The organism is Mesorhizobium sp. M1A.F.Ca.ET.072.01.1.1, assembly GCF_004023325.1.
Classification (GTDB): Bacteria; Pseudomonadota; Alphaproteobacteria; order Rhizobiales; family Rhizobiaceae; genus Mesorhizobium.
This window is the reverse complement of the sequence record NZ_RZSF01000131.1, coordinates 1-16,839: the sequence shown is the minus strand read 5'-3', so window position 1 is coordinate 16,839 and position 16,839 is coordinate 1. Positions and strand designations below refer to the sequence as shown.

Genomic DNA, 16,839 nt, shown 5'->3' with positions numbered 1-16,839 from the left:
ACGGAGACGTCGGCGCCGTGCCCGGCTGCCACTGCCTGGACGGCCTCCTCCAACTCATCCGGCCCCATGTCGCTCGTCGGCGTGTTGACGAGGTCGCGCGTCAGGAAAATAGCCTCGGCGGTGCGGCGCACATGCGCGCCGTCGGCGCCCGACGGCAGCGCGAAGCGCAACGCCCTGCCGGGTTTCTTACCGTAGCGGGTGAAGGCGTAGCCGCCGAGGACGACGGCCAGCGCCGCAAGATCGGGCGCTGGCAGCTCCTGGGCGAAATGCCATTCGCCCTCGGGCAGCGACCGCGCCAGGGCGCCCACGGCAAGCTGGCTCTCGCCGTCGCCGGTACCGGACAGCGCGCCGGCGAGACCGCCACCTTCTGCCGGCAGAACGAGCGTGCGGCCCGCCTCGCCGGAAAAGCCATTGGCCCGTGCCCAGGCGATGACGGAAGGGGGAAGGCCAGTGCCGTCGAGGCCATCCTTTCCCACAAGGTAGACTGGCAAGGCTGCTTCCGGTTTCTGGTCAACGAGTTCGACAGGCATTCGATGGTCTCCGGCCGGCACAGCGAGTCGGCTTCTTAACGATCCGTTAGGGTTAACAGAATATTTCTGTGGGAGGGAAGACGGCCAGCTTAATGGCCGCGCAGGAATGGAGATAGGCACCGATGCCGATCAACTTCACAACCAAGCGTCTGGTCACCACGGCATTGATGGCGGTGCTGGCGGCCAGCGTGGCCGGCTGCGGCAGTACCAGCAAGTTCACGACCGGCTCCATTTCCCGCTCCGACAACCGGCCCCTGGAAACGATGTCGGCCAGCGAACTGCACAGCGCCACGACCAGGCTCGGCGAATCTTATGCCAGGAACCCGAACGACAAACGCATCGCCACCAACTATGCCGCGGCGCTGCAGATGGATGGCGACGCCGACCAGTCGCTGGCGGTGATGCGCAAGCTCGCGATAGCCTACCCCAAGGACCGCGACGTGCTCGCCGCCTACGGCAAGGCGCTTGCCGCCAACGGGCAGTTCGAGCAGGCGCTCGATGCGGTGCGCCGCGCGCAGACGCCGGAATATCCGGACTGGCGCCTGGTTTCGGCGGAAGCCGCCATCCTCGACCAGATGGGGCAGCGGGACGAGGCACGTCAGGACTACCGGAAGGCGCTCGAGCTCAAGCCGAACGAACCCTCGATCCTTTCCAATCTCGGCATGTCCTATGTGCTGGAGGGGGATCTGCGCACCGCCGAGACCTATATGCGCTCGGCCGCGCAGCAGCCTAACGCAGACAGCCGGGTGCGGCAGAATCTGGCGCTGGTCGTCGGCCTGCAGGGCCGCTTCGACGAGGCCGAAAAGATCGCCTCGCAGGAGCTTTCGCCGGAGCAGGCGCAGGCCAACATCGCCTATCTGCGCCAGATGCTTGCGCAGCAGAACGCCTGGAGCCAGCTCAAGGATCAGGACAAGGGCAAGGCGAAGGTCGCGACCAACTGACCGCCGGCACCCAGAGCAGGTCACCGTTTTACGGAAACCGCGAACTGCTCTGGCTGTTTGTTTTTTCCGCAATTCCGGACGGAAACCGTTACACGCTTTTCCTGGAATTGCTTCAAGGCTGGGCCAGACAGCAAAGCCGCGCGCCGCCTGCCACGCGGCTTTTGTCATGACTTCGATGGCTTCGCCTATTGGCTGCTGGAATTGTGCTGATCGCCGAAGATGCCGCGCTGGCTGACCTGGATGCCGGCCGGCCCTAGAATGATGGCGAACAGAACCGGCAGGAAGAACAGGATCATCGGCACGGTGAGCTTCGGCGGCAGCGCTGCGGCCTTCTTTTCGGCCGCATTCATACGCATGTCGCGGCTTTCCGAGGCGAGCACGCGCAGCGCATGCGCCACCGGCGTGCCGTAGCGCTCCGCCTGGACCAGAGCCTGGGTCACCGCCTTCACCGAATCCAGGCCGGTGCGGCTTGCCAGGTTCTCGTAAGCGACCCTGCGGTCCTGCAGATAGGAGAGCTCGGCATTGGTGAGCACGAATTCCTCGGCGAGCGCCACGGACTGAGTACCGATCTCGTCGGCGACCTTGCGAAGCGCTGCTTCCACCGACATGCCGGATTCGACGCAGATCAGCATCAGGTCGAGCGCGTCCGGCCATGCCAGTTGGATCGACTGCTTGCGCTTGGTGGCGCGGTTGTTGACGTAGAGGATCGGCGCATAGAAGCCGCCATAGGCGACAAGAATGCAGACGAACAGCTTGATGAAGGCAGGCTGCTGCGCCAGACCGCCGAGAAGGAACAGGTAGATCGCCGCGAGCGCGAATCCGACGAAGGGCAGGATCAGACGAAAGAACAGGAAGCGCGTCAGCGGATTCTGGCCGCGGAAGCCTGCAACTTTCAACTTCTGCAGCGTGCCTTCGTCGGCAAGCGCGCGCTTGAGATCCAGCCGTTCGACGATGTTGCGCATGCCGATCGACTGTTCCTCGCGCAAACCCTTGCGGCGGCGATCGGCTTCATTGGCGAGCCGCTGACGCTGCTTGGCGCGCAGCTCATCACGCTCGAGCGCCACGGTTTTCATGCGCGCCTTGAGCTGATTGCCGCCAAGCGCAGGCATGAGCGTGAAGACGGTCGCAAAAACCGCGATGCCGACCAGGAGCGCGATAAGAAACGAAGGATCGGTTAGCGTCTTGACGACCTGGTCTGTCATTGGATCCGCGTCCCTACACTTCGAAGTTCATCATCTTGCGCATCACCAGGATGCCGATCGACATCCAGACGCCGGAGCAGCCGAGGATCAGATTGCCGACGCTGGTGGTGAATAGCGGCATGATGTAGTTCGGACTTGTCAGATAGACGAGAAAGGCGACGACGAACGGCAGGGCGCCGATGATGACGGCGGATGCCTTTGCTTCCATCGACAGCGCCTGTACCTTGGCCTTCATCTTCTTGCGGTCGCGCAGCACGCGCGAAAGGTTGCCCAGCGCTTCGGAGAGATTGCCGCCGGCCTGCGACTGGATCTGGATGACGATGCCGAAGAAGCCGGCCTCGGTGCATGGCATGGTCTCGGACATGCGCATGGTGGCATCGGGGATCGACATACCCATCTGCTGGGAATCGACGATACGGCGGAATTCGGAGCGGACCGGCTCCGGGGATTCATTGGCGATCAGGCGGATCGCGTCGTTGAGCGGCAGACCGGACTTCACCGCGCGCACGATGATGTCGAGGGCATTCGGGAATTCCTCCAGGAAGGCCTTCACCCGGCGCGCGCGACGAAACGAGACGAACCAGCGCGGCAGGCCGAGGGCTCCGGCCAAGAGAGCGCCGGGCAGGACCAGCAACGGCGCGCCGGCAAGAAAGGCGAGGATCGTAAGCACGATGCCGCAGATCACCGAGTAGATGTAGAAGCGCTCGAGGGAGACGGTCATGCCGGCCTGGCGGATCTGGGCCCTCAGCGGCGGTTTCTTGACGTTGCGGTCATTGGTTTTCTGCTTTTCATCGAGCTGCTTGAGCGAATCCTGAAGCGTCTTGCGCCGTCTGACCGCTTCCGCGGCGCGGTCGCGCGTAGCCTTCACCACCGATCGGTCGGTCTCGGCCGTCTTGATCGTTTCAAGCCGCTTGCCGGCCTGCTTTTCGTTATCGATGCGCTTGAACAGGAAAGCATAGGCTATCGCGCCGGCGCTGAGGCCCGCGAGCACGACGAAAGCCAGAACCGTGGTGTCAATTCCGAACATCGACCGGGGCCCCTACACCTCCAGATGCACTAGAGCGGTTCAGCTTTTGATAAAAGCGCTGACCCGCTCTAAGTATTTGTTTTTACGCAATTCCGGACGGAAAACCGCTACGCACCTTCCCTGGAATTGCTCTAGTCAGCGCGTTTCTCCATGGCCTCGAGCGCGTTGGCGAGGCGCTGCTCCTCGCCATAGTAGCGGGCACGATCCCAGAAATGCGGGCGGCCGATGCCGGTGGAGACATGCTCGCCGATCAGACGGCCGCTCGCGTCCTCGCCCTTGATGTTGTAGAGGACGAGGTCCTGGGTGATGACGACGTCGCCTTCCATGCCGATCACCTCGGTGATGTGGGTGATGCGGCGCGAGCCGTCGCGCAGACGAGCCGCCTGGATGATCACGTCGACCGAGCCGACCACGATCTCGCGCACCGTCCTCTGCGGCAGCGAATAGCCGCCCATGGCGATCATCGATTCAATACGGTTCAGACATTCGCGCGGGCTGTTGGAGTGGATCGTTCCCATCGAGCCGTCATGGCCGGTGTTCATCGCCTGCAGAAGGTCGAATACTTCCGGTCCGCGCACCTCGCCGACGATGATCCGCTCGGGCCGCATGCGCAGGCAGTTCTTGACGAGGTCGCGCATGGTCACCTCGCCCTCGCCTTCGAGATTGGGCGGCCTGGTTTCGAGACGGACCACATGCGGCTGCTGCAGCTGCAGCTCGGCCGAGTCCTCGCAGGTGATGACCCGCTCCTCGCGATCGATATAGTTGGTCAGGCAGTTGAGCAGCGTCGTCTTGCCCGAGCCGGTACCGCCCGAGATGACGACGTTGCAACGGACGCGGCCGATGATCTTCAGGATCTCCGCGCCTTGCGGCGAGATGGCGCCGAACTTGACCAGCTGGTCGAGCGTCAGCTTGTCCTTCTTGAACTTGCGGATGGTTAGCGCGGTGCCATCAAGCGACAGCGGCGGCGCGATCACGTTGACGCGCGAGCCGTCGGGAAGGCGCGCGTCGCAGATCGGGCTCGATTCGTCGACGCGGCGGCCGACCTGGCTGACGATACGCTGGCAGATGTTGAGCAGCTGCTGGTTGTCGCGGAAGCGAATGCTGGTCGGTTCGACCTTGCCGTTGACCTCGATGTAGACGTTCTTTGAACCGTTGACCATGATGTCGGCGATGTCGTCGCGCGCGAGCAGCGGCTCCAGCGGCCCATAGCCGAGCACGTCGTTGCAGATGTCCTCGAGCAACTCTTCCTGCTCGGAGATCGACATCGCGAAATTCTTGATCGCGATGATGTCGTTGACGATGTCGCGGATTTCCTCGCGCGCGCTTTCCGGATCGAGCTTGGCGAGCTGCGAAAGATCGATCGTGTCGATGAGCGCGGAAAACACCTGGCTCTTGGTGTCATAATAGGTTTCGCCGCGCTCGCGCTGGACCCTTTTCGGCGGCTCGGGCGCCATTGGCGGCGCCTCCACCGGACGGCGAGTGGGGGACGCGGCGGGCGTGCTCGGCGCGGGCGCGGCCGGCCGATCGACAGCGATCGTCCCAGCCGGAGCGGGAGCGGCCGGAGGAGGTGCTGGCGGACGGAATTCGGGAGCTGCCCGGCTGCCGTCGTCTGTGCCTCTTTTACCAAACATTATCGACTACCCGATGCCGCTCAGCGAGCGTCACTTCTTGCTGCGTGAAAGCTTGCCGAGGATGGCCCCAAGGCTTGCCTTCTTCTTCGCCTTGATCTCGCTGCGCCCTGTCAGCACATGCGCTATTTCGTTGATCGTGCCGACGATCGGACTCTTGGCGTCCATTTCGCCGAGCATGCGGCCGTTGTTGGCCGCGTTGCCGAACAGCAGCGGCTCGAAATTGATCACCGCCATGGGTGTGATGCCGAGCGGTTCGGAAAAATCCGATGCCGCGATCTCCGGGCGTTTCGGAACGCCCGCCTGGTTGATGATCAGCTTCGGCGGCGGGTCGTTCGGACGCAGCCGCTTCAGCATGTCGACCATATTCTTGGTGTTGCGCAGATTGGCGAGTTCCGGCGTGGCCGTGATGACGATCTCGTCGGCCTTGATCAGCGTGCTCTTGGTCCAACCGCTCCAGACGTGAGGGACGTCGAGCACGAGCAAAGGCGCGCTGCGCTGCGCCGTTTCGATGACCTGGGAGAAGGCGTCCGGATCGAAATCATAGACGCGCTCGAGCGTGGACGGTGCCGCCAGCAGCGACAAATGCTCGGCGCATTGCGCGAGCAGCCGGTCGAGATAGACCTCATCGACGCGCTCGGGCGAAAACACCGCCTCGGCGATGCCCTGCGCGGGGTCCCGGTCGAAGTTGATGTTGGCGGTGCCGAAGGCGAGATCGAGATCGGCGACGACGACTTCGGACTTGAACAAGGACGACATCGCCCAGGCGACGTTGTGGGCGATCGTCGAGGAGCCGACGCCGCCCTTGGCGCCGATGAAGGCGATGGAGCGGCCGATCGGATCGGACTCGGGATCGACGAAGATCGACGAGACGACGCTGACGATATCGGTCATCGAGACCGGCGCGATGACATATTCGGAAATGCCCGAACGGATAAGCTCCCGGTAGAGTCCGACATCGTTGTAATGGCCGATGACCACGACCTTCGAGGTCGGATCGCAATATTCGGCGAGCTGAGCGAGCTGCTCCAGCAGCTGTTTCGGCTCGCTGCGCGATTCCAGCAGGATCAGGTTTGGCGTCGGCGCCGACTGGTAGAATTCGATCGCGGTGGCGATGCCGCCCATATGGACCCTGAGATGGGCCTTGGCCATGCGGCGATCCTCGCCGGCGCGCCCGATCGGATTTGCGACGCCTTCGGTCTCGCAAAAAGCCTGGATCGAGATGCGCGGCACCGGGCGCAGCGCCTGCATGGCGGCGATGTCCTGTTGCGAAAGATCGCCGGTATCCGCAGGCGTGTCGTAGGCAAGATTGCTCATCGTCATGCTCTTTCCGTGATCCGCCGCGGGCTCAGTAAGTCACTTCCGAATTGCCGAGGAACTCATCCGAAATGCCTCTCGCCCGATAGACGTCGATCACCGCGCCGCGATTTTCGGCATCGATGTCGGACTGCTTGCGTGGCCCGAGCAGATCGTTGGGATTGGCCATCTGGGCGGCGAGGTTGTTCTGATAGGAGCACCCGAAATCGGCGTAGTGCTTGTTCTCGGAAGTCTCGGTCAGATCCTCGGGCCAACGCCCGCATTTGTCGGTCTGTGCCCTCACCGCCACGAAGGCCACGCGGACCGGCGCCGAAGCCTCGGGCACGGCCGACTGATAGGAGGTCATGATGATATTGTTGCGCTTGACGCCTGCGGCCATCGCAAGCCTAGCGAAATCGCGGCTCGCGGCCTGGGCGGCGGCCTGGTTCGCGGAACCGACCGGGGCCGCGATCGTCAGCGCCGGCGCGGCGCTCCTGTCGTAGCCGTCAAGGAAGCCGAGCAGAGTGTCGCGCTGCGAAGCGGTCATGCCGCGATCACCGGCGCCGACAGGGAGGTCGATCTTCTGGTTCTTCTCGGCGATAACGATCGGATGATTGGTGCGGTAGTCGTCCGGAATGGAGCCCACCGTCACGCTGTCGCGATGGAAGTTGGCGCATCCGGTGAGCGACGCCGCAAGGGCGATCGCCAGGACCGGAGACGCCCCGCGGCATCGTCCGCGGCCGGATTGTGCCGCTGCGATCGTCATCGCCTTCGTTGTTGAGTTGGACATGTCCGCTTTCCCGCTCACTTGTAGATGAAGCCGACGACGCCGTGGTAACGGCCAGGTGGCCTATCGGTCTGCATGGTACCGTAGACGCGATTGACGCGACCGAGGAACATGCCAGCGCCGTCGCTCGGCGCATTGAAATTATCGTCGGGCTTGGCCAATTCGTTGCGCGCCACGGGCCGCGCCAGATAGGGCGTGATGATGATCACGAGCTCGCTCTCGTTGCGCACGAAGTCGCGGCTGCGGAAGAGCGCGCCGAGCACCGGAATCTTGGTCAGTCCGGGCAATCCAACGACGGCCTGCCTGACGTCGTCGCGCACGAGGCCTGCGATCATCATCGAGCCGCCGGAAGGCAGTTCCACCGTCGTATCGGCCAGGCGTTTGCGGAGCGACAAAGCGTTCATGCCGATGCTGCTGTTATCCGTGGATGCCGACACGGAGCCCTCGGTTGTCGGTTCGGAAACCGACGTTCTCACCTTCAGGCTGATGCGGCCGGGTGACAGCACCACCGGCTGAAACTCCAATCCGATGCCGTATTCGATCTTCTCGACCTGATAGTTCTTCAGGCCGGTCTGGTTGTCGTTGGAGACGTTGGCGGTAACATTGGTCACTATATTGTATTCGCCGCCGACCTTGAAGGTCGCCTTCTCCCCGGACACGGCGGTCAAGGTCGGCTCGGCCAAGGTCTTCATGACCCCCGACTGCTCCATTGCGTTGATATAGGACTGCAGCCCGGACGCACTGATCCCTAGGCCCGCGTTCGACAGCGGCTTACCGAGACCAGCGTAAGGGTCGCTGAGCGCGCCCCAGGAGATGCCGTTGCTGCCGCCGCTGGCCATCATGTTGACGCCGAGCTGCTTCATCACCGAGCGGCTGACTTCGGCCACCGTCACCTTCAGCGTCACCTGATCGTCGCCGATGATCTGCAGCAGATTGACGATCTTGGAAACTCGGCGCTCCTGGTCGGGATTGTTGATGTCGACGCCGCCATTGGCGGACCCGCCGGCGGCCGTCTGTGAATATTGGCCGGTCGTCGCTTCACCGCCTGAGACGAAGATGGTGGCCAGATCGACGGCGCGCTTGGCGTCGAGCGGTGTATCGACATTGCCGGTGAGAATCACGTTGTCGTTCAGCAGCTCGACCTTGATTTGCGACGTCGGGAGGAAGCGCTTGAGATAGTCTTCCAGCCCGGCCACGTCGCGTTCGACCGCCAGGTCAAGACTGGCGATCTGCTCGCCGTTGGGGCCGAAGACGAAGATGTTGGTTTCGCCGACCGCCTTGCCGAACAGATAGATGCGGCGCGCCGTGCGCGTCACTGCGTCGGCGACCGCGGGATTGGCGACGAGTATGTCGTAGGCGTCGCTCGGCAGGTCGATGACCACCGACTTGTTGAGGCCGAGCTTGACGCGCTGCGAGGCAACCGAGGCCGTCACACCCGCTGCCCTGTTCGCGGCCTTTGCCTCGACGAGCCCAGGTGCATTGGTGCCGATCAGGAACAGGCCGATTGCGGCCGCCGCGATGACGGGCAGTTTGCCGATTAGCCTCATTTCCTTGCTCCTACTTCGGAAACCTGGCCCGACTTGATCAATCGCACCGTGCCGCGCCGGCCATTGCCGTTCACCAGATAGTCGGCCTCGCCCAGGTTCTTCTCATTCGTGTCGGTGATCGAACGCAGCGCGAGCGTCAGGCGGTCCGCCATCTGCTGCGCCACCGTGATGATCTCCGCCTGCTGCGGCGTGAGCTCCAGCGTCGCGGTCTGGCCGACCCTGGTCTTCTTGCCTTCCTCGTCCTCCTGGATGGTCTGGTCGATGGCCAGGACACGGATGTTCTTCAGGATGGTCTCGGTATTGAAGCCGCTGCCGCCATTGCTGGCGTCGGCCCGCCGGGTCATGATGACGTCGACGAAGTCATTGGGCAGGATGAAGCCGCCGGCGGACGTATCGGCCGATATGGCGGTCGCGACCGCGCGCATGCCGGACGGCAGGATCGAGGACATGAAGCTCTGCCCCTCGCCGACCAGCTTGGAGCGCCGCAACGGCTCACCGGCATACATGGCTACACGCGCCACCGAGCCCTTCAGCTTTTCGACTGCGTCCGGTTCGGCCGCACGGGTGATGAAATTGGCGTTGATGCCGCTCGCCGGCCACTGCTCCCACCTGATGTTGTCACCGAGCTGGCTGCCCATTGCGACATCGCCGGAAAGCGCCAGCACGTCTTGCAGCGCGATCGCCGGCTGCTTGGGAGCGTTGACGACGACTTGAGCCGGCGGCGCCACTACCATGTTCTTCGCGACATAACCCGCGCCACCCGCCGCGGCCACGGCCACGCTCAGAATAATCAGTCGGGATGCTGGCATTCGTCCGGACCCTTCGCCTCAAGGCAAACCACCTCGCCAAGCCGGACTTTGCAGCCGCAATCGTCAAAACAAGGTTAATGCAATGCTTACGATCGTGATTAATTTAACGTTTACTCAAATTGGACCGAACCGCCTTGCCGTTAACAAAAAAAGGCGGCCAAGCGCCGCGAGAACCCTTGTCACAGAAACGGATTTTCCGAAGGCAACAAGCTGTTTGGTAGGCGTAAAGCCAGACTCCGAAGCGCACCGAGCGCATCCGAAGATGGCGATATCTTTTTAGGCGGTGAGCCTATCCAGCGCCCAGACCATCAGCGGAGAATCCGGAAATGTGATAAGCCCGCCGAGACCAAGCGCGACGCCATAAGGAATGCCTGCGGTCTCGTCGGCGAAATGGCGGAGAAAACGGTTGTGGCCGGTGTAAACCGCAAATGGGGATTTCCGGTAGGCCAGAATGGCAACCGTCAGCAGGCCGCCGATCAATGTCGAGGTCACCAGGTAGCCGACGAGATTGATGTTGAGCCCCATCCATACGGCGGTCGCGGCCAGCAGCTTGGCATCGCCGCCGCCCATGCCGCCGAGCGCGAACAGTCCGAACGTCGCGGCCAGCACCAGGGCACCTGCCGCGAAATGCCCGCCATAGATGGCCCAGTCCATCCCGGTCAAAGGAGCGACCAGAGCGAACGTCGCCACGAGCAGCACCGGCACGCGGTTGGCGATCGTCATCGAAAGCATGTCGGAGATCGCCGCAAACAGCATGCAGAAGGGAAAGACGACGAAGATTACAGCTTCAAGCATGAGACAACACAATGCCGTGAGAAAAGTAACTCGCCCAGTCTAGCCACACGCCATTAACGGTCGGTGAGTGCCGACGATCAAATTCGCGCGCAACCAGATGCTGCAACGAACAAGGGCCGCCTCGAGGCGGCCCTTCTCGTCGAGAGCGACTTCGTCGTCCTCGGTTGTTCTTAGTTGGAGTTTTGGACCGCACTGGCAATTGCCTTGAACTTGGTGTTCAGGGCAGTGCCGAGCTGGCCGGCGCCGACCATGATGGCGAGCGCGATGAGGGCGGCGATCAGACCGTATTCGATGGCGGTCGCGCCGGATTCGTCCTTTACGAAACGTGCGATGAGGTTAGACATTCGAGAGCTCCTACTCCACGTGTTACAGCACTTCCGTCAACTTCTCTTGCCGGTTGATCGGATGTGCCAAATCTAGGGGGAAGCCCTTTCGATCGGCTTAATAAATACCCTTACCGATTCCTTTCCGGAGGCGATCCCGTTGCTTGGTTAACCGTGGCCTAAACCTCCAGAGGCGGAGCGGCGGACAGGAAAAGCGCGGAGATCCGGCCCATCCGCGATTTCGCTAAAGCAGCGTAGGTTGTCGGCTTATGACCGCGGAGCCGACCAATCCTTATCGCGGCCATGCGGCGCTTAACCGTCGGTTCACCAATTTCGTTCATGTTCCGTTGAACAGTCTGCCGCTCCGGAGCGCTTCAATGACCTCGTCGAGATCGCCATTTTCAGTCGTCGCACTGTTGGCTGTCGCCGCATCCGTCATGCCGGCCAGCGCCGGCGCCGGCATCGAGGTCACCATGAATCAAGCAAAGATCGTCAAGTTGTCGCGCGCGGCCGATACGATCGTCGTCGGCAATCCGGCCATCGCCGATGCCGCCGTGCAGGACGCCTCGACGGTCGTTCTCACCGGCAAGGGTTTCGGCGTGACCAATCTGGTCGTGCTCGATTCCGATGGCAGCCCGATCATCGATGAGCAGGTGACGGTCGTCAGGCAAGCCGCGTCCTCGGTGCGCATCTATCGACGCGCCGAAGTCCAAACCATGTCCTGCACGCCCTACTGCGAAAGCTCGTACAAGAGCGAGGCTGAGAAAACGTCCGAAACGGAAATGAACGCAGCCCGCTGAGCTTAAGGACGCAAGCGCCCGCAGGTTAACAGCGGGTTAAGGGCAGCCCACCGAGTTTAACGCTGATCCAAACCGGACCTCAATGGGTGGCCGATAGGTTGCAGCCGACATTGCAAGGGATCGGCAGGAACGGAACATGAGCAGGGATCCGGCGCCCAAGGGCGGAATGGACGGCAAGGCCGAGGCAAAGCCACGCCCCGGTTTCTTCAGCGACAGGCGCGGCAGCACGGCATTGGAATTCGCAATGCTGGCCATGCCGTTCGCGTTGCTCGTTTTCGCCATTCTGGAGAGCTGCATCTCGTTCGCCGGCCAGGAAGTGATGGCCAACGCCACCGACGATATCGCGCGCCAGCTGCGAACCGGCCAGCTCAAGAAGGCCAACGTCACCGACGCCTCGATCAAGACGCTGATCTGCGACAGGCTGGAGATCATGGTCGCCACGAACTGCCCCGGTTCCGGGTCAAATGCTTCCCTGTTGGTGGACCTGCGCGAATATCCGACCTTCGCCGACGCCGCAGCGGCGGGCTTCAAGATCCAGAACGGCGAAATCGTGCTGACCGGCACGAGCTCGACGACTTTCACGGTGTCGCCGGGGCTGGCGGAATCGAAGAACATGCTGCGGGTTTTCTACAAATGGCCGGTGATCACCGATTTCCTGGCCAAACAAATGGCCAATCTGAATGGCGGCAAGACGCTGCACTTCGCATCGGTGACCTGGCAGAACGAACCATTCGACGACTAAAGGAGGTCGCGTGAGGCGACCTGCTTTGGCTTTTTGATTTTCGGCATGTCTCCCGAAACCGGGTCCACTTCGGGAGACATGCTTCAAGATTGCGGCCGGCCGAGACTTACGGCGGTGTGGGGGTAGGATATGTACCGTGCGGGGGCACAGCGGCGAATTTCGGCTTTCGTGACGAAGGCGGCACGGTTTTGCCTCGATCGCCGCGGCGTCGCGGCAATCGAGTTCGCGTTCATCGTGCCGGTGCTGCTCATCATGTACTTCATCACGATGGAAGCCTCGCAGGCCATCGAGACCAGCAAGAAGGTCAGCCGCATCGGCAGCATGGTGGCGGATCTCGTCACGCAGCAGACCAGCGTCACGAAAGCCGATCTCGATGCGATCATGAAGATCGGCACCTCGACGCTGCAGCCCTACAACCGCTCCACGCCGACAATCATCATCACCGGGATCCAGATCTCCGACGAGGCATCGCCCAAGGCGACGGTGGCCTGGTCGCGCAAGCTTGTGGGCACCACCTATAGCGCCGACGCGGCGAAGACCAGTCCCACCACCGTTCCGCCGACGCTGAATATCCGCAACACCTTCCTTGTCCGGGTGGAAAGCGACCTCGGCTATAAGCCGATCATCACCTGGTCCGCCGACAGTTCGTCGACGCTTGGATTGACCTCGGCCTTCAACAACATATTGATGGGCGAAACATACTATCTGAGGCCGCGCCGCGGTCCTACGGTTCCTTGCACCGACTGCTGACGGACTAATTCCCGCCAGTTTCCCGCCGCACGATGGCCAGGGCCGTTGCATAGTCCTTTGAGACGGCCAGTTCGAAGCCGCCGGAGTGCGTCGGCTCCAGAAGATCGTAGACGTCCGGAGTCAGCGACTTGAGATTGGTCAGAAACACGGCCAGCCGGCGCTTGGCTTCGGCGTCGAGATCGCTGCGCACCGCATGAGGCCCATATCGCAGCGGAGCCGAGTTCCACAGCACCCGAAGCGACGTCTTCGGGACGCCGGCGGCCACAAGCCGCAGGATGGTGCCGCCCGTGTCGGTAGGCTGGCCGTCGGCGCCGACAGGCTCCCAGCCGAACAGGCCGTCGGCTTCGCCGTCGCCGAGCATCGCCTCGGCCGCGGTGGCCGACGAGGCGCGCGCCAGGAAAGGTGAATCCTGCGCGATCGGCACGCCTTCGCCGGCCAGTCCGGTCAGCGGCAGGAGAAAACCGGCGACATTGTCGGCGGGCGCGATGGCGATCCGATGCGAGGCGATCGCTGTGAGGCCCGGCACTTTGCCGTCGCGCGTCACCAGCACGGAACGGACGCCGGCGGCTCCATCGGCATCGACAGGCGCCACCAGCGGCTCGACACAGCCGCAGCGCTCCGAAGCCGTAGCATAGGCGAGCGCCGAATAGACCGCATACTGTATGCGGCCGCTCGCCTGAGCCTCGATCAATGCCGCATAGTCGCGAGCAACCACGAACTCGACCTTCATGCCGAGAGCGTTCGTATAGGCATCCGTCAAGCGGGCCAGACCAGGTACCGTGTTGCCTCCTCCAGGCTCGGCGACGATTCCTATGCGAAACGTGCCGATGTGGTCGCGCCAGTCGGCATGCGCCGGCGGGGCCGCGGAGAGCGCCGCGAGAGCCACCGCGCAGGTCCTCAATGCCTGGCTTGCCGCCGATCTTACGCCCATGCCCATCCTTGCCGCACTCCCTCGATCCGCACCACTTTGCACCAAGCCGTTGCGGTCTGGTATCCGATTTGCCAACGCCGCTGCGGAACTCTATGTCTGGCTGGTTAGATTGGCACGATGGCACCCCTATGGCGCGGGCTTTCCTATTCGTTCTCGATTCTTTCGGCATCGGCGGAGCGGCCGATGCCGAACGCTACGGCGATGCCGGCGCCGACACATTCGGACACATCGCGCAGGCTTGCGCCGAGGGCCGTGCGGATCGTGGAGGCCTGCGCAGCGGACCGCTCGCCGTGCCCAACATGATCTCGCTCGGGCTTGCCCGCGCCGCGCAGACGGCAACCGGGCTGACGGTCGACGTCGACGCGCCGCTGCTTGCCGCGTCGTTCCATGGCGCTGCCCAGGAGGTCTCGAGCGGCAAGGACACGCCGTCGGGCCATTGGGAGATTGCCGGCCTGCCCGTGCGTTTCGACTGGGGTTATTTTCCCGACACCGTGCCCGCCTTCCCGGCCGAGCTGACCGGCGCGATCATCCGCGAAGGCAAGGTGCCGGGCATCCTCGGCGATTGCCATGCGCCAGGAACCGAGATCATCGAGCGCTTCGGCGAGGAACACATCCGGACCGGCAAGCCCATCTGTTACACATCGGTCGACTCCGTATTGCAAATCGCCGCGCACGAGACGCATTTCGGCCTGGAGCGGCTCTACGAGCTTTGCCTGACGGTGCGCCGGCTGGTCGATCCGCTCAACATCGGGCGGGTGATCGCGCGGCCCTTCGTAGGCGAGACAAGCGCCACCTTCCAGCGCACCCACAACCGCCGCGACTATGCCGTGCCGCCGCCGGAGCCGACCTTGCTCGACCGGCTGACCGAGCGCGGCAGCAAGGTCATCGCCGTCGGCAAGATCGGCGACATCTTCGGCCATCGCGGCATCGCGGAGGTGCGCAAGGCGGGCGGCAACATGGCGATGTTCGACAAGGCGCTCTCCGCCATGGACGACGCCGGCGAAGGCGATCTGGTCTTTGCCAATTTCGTCGATTTCGATACCGAGTTCGGCCATCGGCGCGATGTCGCCGGCTATGCCGGAGCGCTCGAGGCCTTCGATCGCCGGCTGCCGGAAGCGCTGTCGCGCTTCAAGTCGGGCGACCTTCTCATCCTCACCGCCGATCACGGCAACGATCCGACCTGGCGCGGCACCGATCATACCCGCGAACGCGTTCCGGTGATCGGGATAGGGCCGGGACTGAAGGGCGGCGACATCGGGCTCAGGCCGACCTTCGCCGATATCGGCGAAACCATCGCGGATCATCTCGGGCTTGCGCCTGGCCGCCACGGCACCTCTTTCCTCGCGACGATAGGCGGCCATGCCGGAACTGCCTGAAGTCGAAACGGTGCGGCGGGGGCTGCAGCCGGTCCTGGAAGGGGCGCGGCTCGTCAATGTCGAGGCGCGACGGCCAGACCTTCGCTTTCCCTTTCCCGAACGGTTCTCGGAGCGGCTTGCCGGCAAGACCGTGACGGCGCTTGGCAGGCGCGCCAAATATCTGACGATGCACATCGAAAACGGTCCGGTGCTGATCTGCCATCTCGGCATGTCGGGATCGTTCCGCGTCGAAACCGATGGGAACGGACAAATTCCCGGCAGCTTCCATCACGAGCGCTCGAAGAGCGCGGCGCATGACCACGTCGTATTCGATGTCGACTCCCCGAAGGGCGAGCGGTCCCGCGTCATCTTCAACGACCCGCGCCGTTTCGGCTTCATGCTGTTTGCCGAAGGCGCGCCGGACACGCATCCAATGCTGGCGGGGCTGGGCATCGAGCCGACCGGCAATGCGCTCGACGGTCCCCTGCTCGCCTCGCTGCTCGAAGGCCGCAGATCGCCGCTCAAGGCCGCGTTGCTCGACCAGCGGCTGATCGCCGGGCTCGGCAACATATATGTGTCGGAAGCGCTGTGGCGCGCCGGCCTGTCGCCGCTGCGCGAAGCCGGCACCATAGCCGGCTCCGGCAAGAGAGCGAAAGAGCAATGCGAACGCCTGGCCGCCGCCATCCGCTCGGTCATCGCCGACGCGATCGCCGCCGGCGGATCCTCGCTGCGCGACTATGTCCAGGCAGACGGGACGCTTGGCTATTTCCAGCATTCCTTCGCGGTCTATGGCCGCGAAGGCGAGCCATGTCCGAAACCGGGCTGCAGCGGCCATATCGAGCGGATCGTGCAGAGCGGCCGATCGACCTTCTATTGCCGGACCTGTCAGCGGTGAGCTAGACCGGTCTCCTCAACCGAAGCGAGGAGACGATGCCATGGCCTATGAAACCATTCTCGTGGAGACACGCGGCAAGGTCGGGCTGATCACGCTGAACCGGCCGAAGGCGCTCAATGCCCTGAATTCGCAGGTGCTGGCCGAGATCGTGGCGGCGGTGAATGCGTTCGGCGCCGATGCCGGCATCGGTGCGATGGTGCTCACGGGTTCGGAAAAAGCCTTCGCGGCCGGCGCCGACATCAAGGAAATGCAGGCGATCTCCTTTGTCGACGCCTATACTCAGGACTTCTTTGTCGGGTGGGAGGAGCTCACCCGTGCGCGCAAGCCGATCATCGCCGCGGTCGCCGGCTACGCGCTTGGCGGCGGCTGCGAGCTGGCCATGATGTGCGATTTCATCATCGCAGCCGACAACGCAAAATTCGGCCAGCCCGAGATCACGCTCGGCGTCATGCCGGGCATGGGCGGATCGCAGCGATTGACC

Annotated in this window: 17 protein-coding genes and 1 pseudogene; 7 read left to right on the top strand and 11 right to left on the bottom strand. The window is 63.3% G+C overall.

Features of this window, described 5'->3' with window-relative positions; translation table 11 throughout:
- Positions 1–530: pseudogene (locus tag EOA32_RS18790) on the bottom strand (leucyl aminopeptidase family protein); the annotation flags it as partial.
- Positions 531–652: 122 nt separating this feature from the next.
- Here EOA32_RS18790 and EOA32_RS18785 point away from each other — a divergent pair.
- A complete protein-coding gene (locus EOA32_RS18785) occupies positions 653–1,471 on the top strand; it encodes a tetratricopeptide repeat protein (RefSeq protein WP_095777481.1) in 819 nt (272 codons plus the stop codon).
- A 185-nt stretch (positions 1,472–1,656) separates the two neighbouring features.
- On the opposite strand, the gene EOA32_RS18780 is transcribed toward EOA32_RS18785, so the two are convergent.
- The 9 genes from EOA32_RS18780 to EOA32_RS18740 form a co-directional block, all read right to left on the bottom strand.
- Entirely contained in the window at positions 1,657–2,673 is a 1,017-nt protein-coding gene (locus tag EOA32_RS18780) for a type II secretion system F family protein (protein WP_066996444.1), read from the bottom strand.
- A gap of 13 nt (positions 2,674–2,686) precedes the next feature.
- Entirely contained in the window at positions 2,687–3,700 is a 1,014-nt protein-coding gene (locus EOA32_RS18775; protein ID WP_066996441.1) for a type II secretion system F family protein, read from the bottom strand.
- A 131-nt stretch (positions 3,701–3,831) separates the two neighbouring features.
- Positions 3,832–5,331, bottom strand: a complete 1,500-nt coding sequence (locus EOA32_RS18770; RefSeq protein ID WP_128372534.1) for a CpaF family protein — start codon at positions 5,329–5,331, stop codon at positions 3,832–3,834.
- 30 nt (positions 5,332–5,361) lie between these two features.
- Positions 5,362–6,645, bottom strand: coding sequence for a CpaE family protein (locus tag EOA32_RS18765; protein WP_189407228.1), 1,284 nt, complete (start codon positions 6,643–6,645; stop codon positions 5,362–5,364).
- Between the two features lie 31 nt (positions 6,646–6,676).
- The gene (locus EOA32_RS18760; protein ID WP_128372532.1) at positions 6,677–7,414 is read right to left on the bottom strand and encodes a CpaD family pilus assembly protein; all 738 of its coding nucleotides are present in this window, start codon (positions 7,412–7,414) and stop codon (positions 6,677–6,679) included.
- Between the two features lie 14 nt (positions 7,415–7,428).
- Positions 7,429–8,958 (bottom strand): type II and III secretion system protein family protein, encoded by a 1,530-nt coding sequence (locus EOA32_RS18755; RefSeq protein WP_128372531.1) that lies wholly within the window; start codon positions 8,956–8,958, stop codon positions 7,429–7,431.
- A complete protein-coding gene (gene cpaB / locus EOA32_RS18750; RefSeq protein ID WP_067324575.1) occupies positions 8,955–9,767 on the bottom strand; it encodes a Flp pilus assembly protein CpaB in 813 nt (270 codons plus the stop codon). Before cpaB ends, EOA32_RS18755 begins: the two co-directional genes overlap by 4 nt.
- 276 nt (positions 9,768–10,043) lie before the next feature.
- A complete protein-coding gene (locus EOA32_RS18745; RefSeq protein WP_128372530.1) occupies positions 10,044–10,562 on the bottom strand; it encodes a prepilin peptidase in 519 nt (172 codons plus the stop codon).
- A gap of 170 nt (positions 10,563–10,732) precedes the next feature.
- Complete coding sequence (locus tag EOA32_RS18740; RefSeq protein ID WP_067324571.1) at positions 10,733–10,906, bottom strand: Flp family type IVb pilin; 174 nt, start codon at positions 10,904–10,906, stop codon at positions 10,733–10,735.
- A 356-nt stretch (positions 10,907–11,262) separates the two neighbouring features.
- Between EOA32_RS18740 and EOA32_RS18735 the strand changes: the two genes are divergently transcribed.
- The 3 genes from EOA32_RS18735 (at position 11,263) to EOA32_RS18725 (ending at position 13,177) form a co-directional block, all read left to right on the top strand.
- Positions 11,263–11,685 carry a pilus assembly protein N-terminal domain-containing protein gene (locus tag EOA32_RS18735; protein ID WP_066996418.1) on the top strand — a complete coding sequence of 141 codons (423 nt, stop codon included), beginning with the start codon at positions 11,263–11,265 and terminating at the stop codon, positions 11,683–11,685.
- A 166-nt stretch (positions 11,686–11,851) separates the two neighbouring features.
- Positions 11,852–12,427 carry a TadE/TadG family type IV pilus assembly protein gene (locus tag EOA32_RS18730; protein WP_245499321.1) on the top strand — a complete coding sequence of 192 codons (576 nt, stop codon included), beginning with the start codon at positions 11,852–11,854 and terminating at the stop codon, positions 12,425–12,427.
- Between the two features lie 129 nt (positions 12,428–12,556).
- Complete coding sequence (locus tag EOA32_RS18725) at positions 12,557–13,177, top strand: TadE/TadG family type IV pilus assembly protein (protein ID WP_128372528.1); 621 nt, start codon at positions 12,557–12,559, stop codon at positions 13,175–13,177.
- A 4-nt stretch (positions 13,178–13,181) separates the two neighbouring features.
- On the opposite strand, the gene EOA32_RS18720 is transcribed toward EOA32_RS18725, so the two are convergent.
- Complete coding sequence (locus tag EOA32_RS18720) at positions 13,182–14,108, bottom strand: PhnD/SsuA/transferrin family substrate-binding protein (protein WP_128372527.1); 927 nt, start codon at positions 14,106–14,108, stop codon at positions 13,182–13,184.
- Between the two features lie 128 nt (positions 14,109–14,236).
- Between EOA32_RS18720 and EOA32_RS18715 the strand changes: the two genes are divergently transcribed.
- The 3 genes from EOA32_RS18715 to EOA32_RS18705 form a co-directional block, all read left to right on the top strand.
- Complete coding sequence (locus tag EOA32_RS18715; protein ID WP_128372526.1) at positions 14,237–15,484, top strand: phosphopentomutase; 1,248 nt, start codon at positions 14,237–14,239, stop codon at positions 15,482–15,484.
- On the top strand, positions 15,468–16,358 hold the full coding sequence (gene mutM / locus EOA32_RS18710; protein WP_128372525.1) for a bifunctional DNA-formamidopyrimidine glycosylase/DNA-(apurinic or apyrimidinic site) lyase: 891 nt from the start codon (positions 15,468–15,470) through the stop codon (positions 16,356–16,358). The genes EOA32_RS18715 and mutM overlap by 17 nt, the downstream gene beginning before the upstream one ends.
- 40 nt (positions 16,359–16,398) lie before the next feature.
- Positions 16,399–16,839 (top strand): enoyl-CoA hydratase-related protein (locus EOA32_RS18705; protein WP_189407226.1); only part of this gene is annotated, 441 nt, incomplete at its 3' end.

Coding starts and splice junctions, on each gene's coding strand:
- EOA32_RS18780 (WP_066996444.1), bottom strand. CDS start 2,673: ATGACAGACCAGGTCGTCAAGACGCTAACCGATCCTTCGTTTCTTATC.
- mutM (WP_128372525.1), top strand. CDS start 15,468: ATGCCGGAACTGCCTGAAGTCGAAACGGTGCGGCGGGGGCTGCAGCCG.
- EOA32_RS18720 (WP_128372527.1), bottom strand. CDS start 14,108: ATGGGCGTAAGATCGGCGGCAAGCCAGGCATTGAGGACCTGCGCGGTG.
- EOA32_RS18730 (WP_245499321.1), top strand. CDS start 11,852: ATGGACGGCAAGGCCGAGGCAAAGCCACGCCCCGGTTTCTTCAGCGAC.
- EOA32_RS18755 (WP_128372531.1), bottom strand. CDS start 8,958: ATGAGGCTAATCGGCAAACTGCCCGTCATCGCGGCGGCCGCAATCGGC.
- EOA32_RS18745 (WP_128372530.1), bottom strand. CDS start 10,562: ATGCTTGAAGCTGTAATCTTCGTCGTCTTTCCCTTCTGCATGCTGTTT.
- EOA32_RS18725 (WP_128372528.1), top strand. CDS start 12,557: ATGTACCGTGCGGGGGCACAGCGGCGAATTTCGGCTTTCGTGACGAAG.
- EOA32_RS18770 (WP_128372534.1), bottom strand. CDS start 5,331: ATGTTTGGTAAAAGAGGCACAGACGACGGCAGCCGGGCAGCTCCCGAA.
- EOA32_RS18765 (WP_189407228.1), bottom strand. CDS start 6,645: ATGAGCAATCTTGCCTACGACACGCCTGCGGATACCGGCGATCTTTCG.
- EOA32_RS18735 (WP_066996418.1), top strand. CDS start 11,263: ATGACCTCGTCGAGATCGCCATTTTCAGTCGTCGCACTGTTGGCTGTC.
- EOA32_RS18715 (WP_128372526.1), top strand. CDS start 14,237: ATGGCGCGGGCTTTCCTATTCGTTCTCGATTCTTTCGGCATCGGCGGA.
- EOA32_RS18785 (WP_095777481.1), top strand. CDS start 653: ATGCCGATCAACTTCACAACCAAGCGTCTGGTCACCACGGCATTGATG.
- EOA32_RS18775 (WP_066996441.1), bottom strand. CDS start 3,700: ATGTTCGGAATTGACACCACGGTTCTGGCTTTCGTCGTGCTCGCGGGC.
- EOA32_RS18760 (WP_128372532.1), bottom strand. CDS start 7,414: ATGTCCAACTCAACAACGAAGGCGATGACGATCGCAGCGGCACAATCC.
- EOA32_RS18740 (WP_067324571.1), bottom strand. CDS start 10,906: ATGTCTAACCTCATCGCACGTTTCGTAAAGGACGAATCCGGCGCGACC.
- cpaB (WP_067324575.1), bottom strand. CDS start 9,767: ATGCCAGCATCCCGACTGATTATTCTGAGCGTGGCCGTGGCCGCGGCG.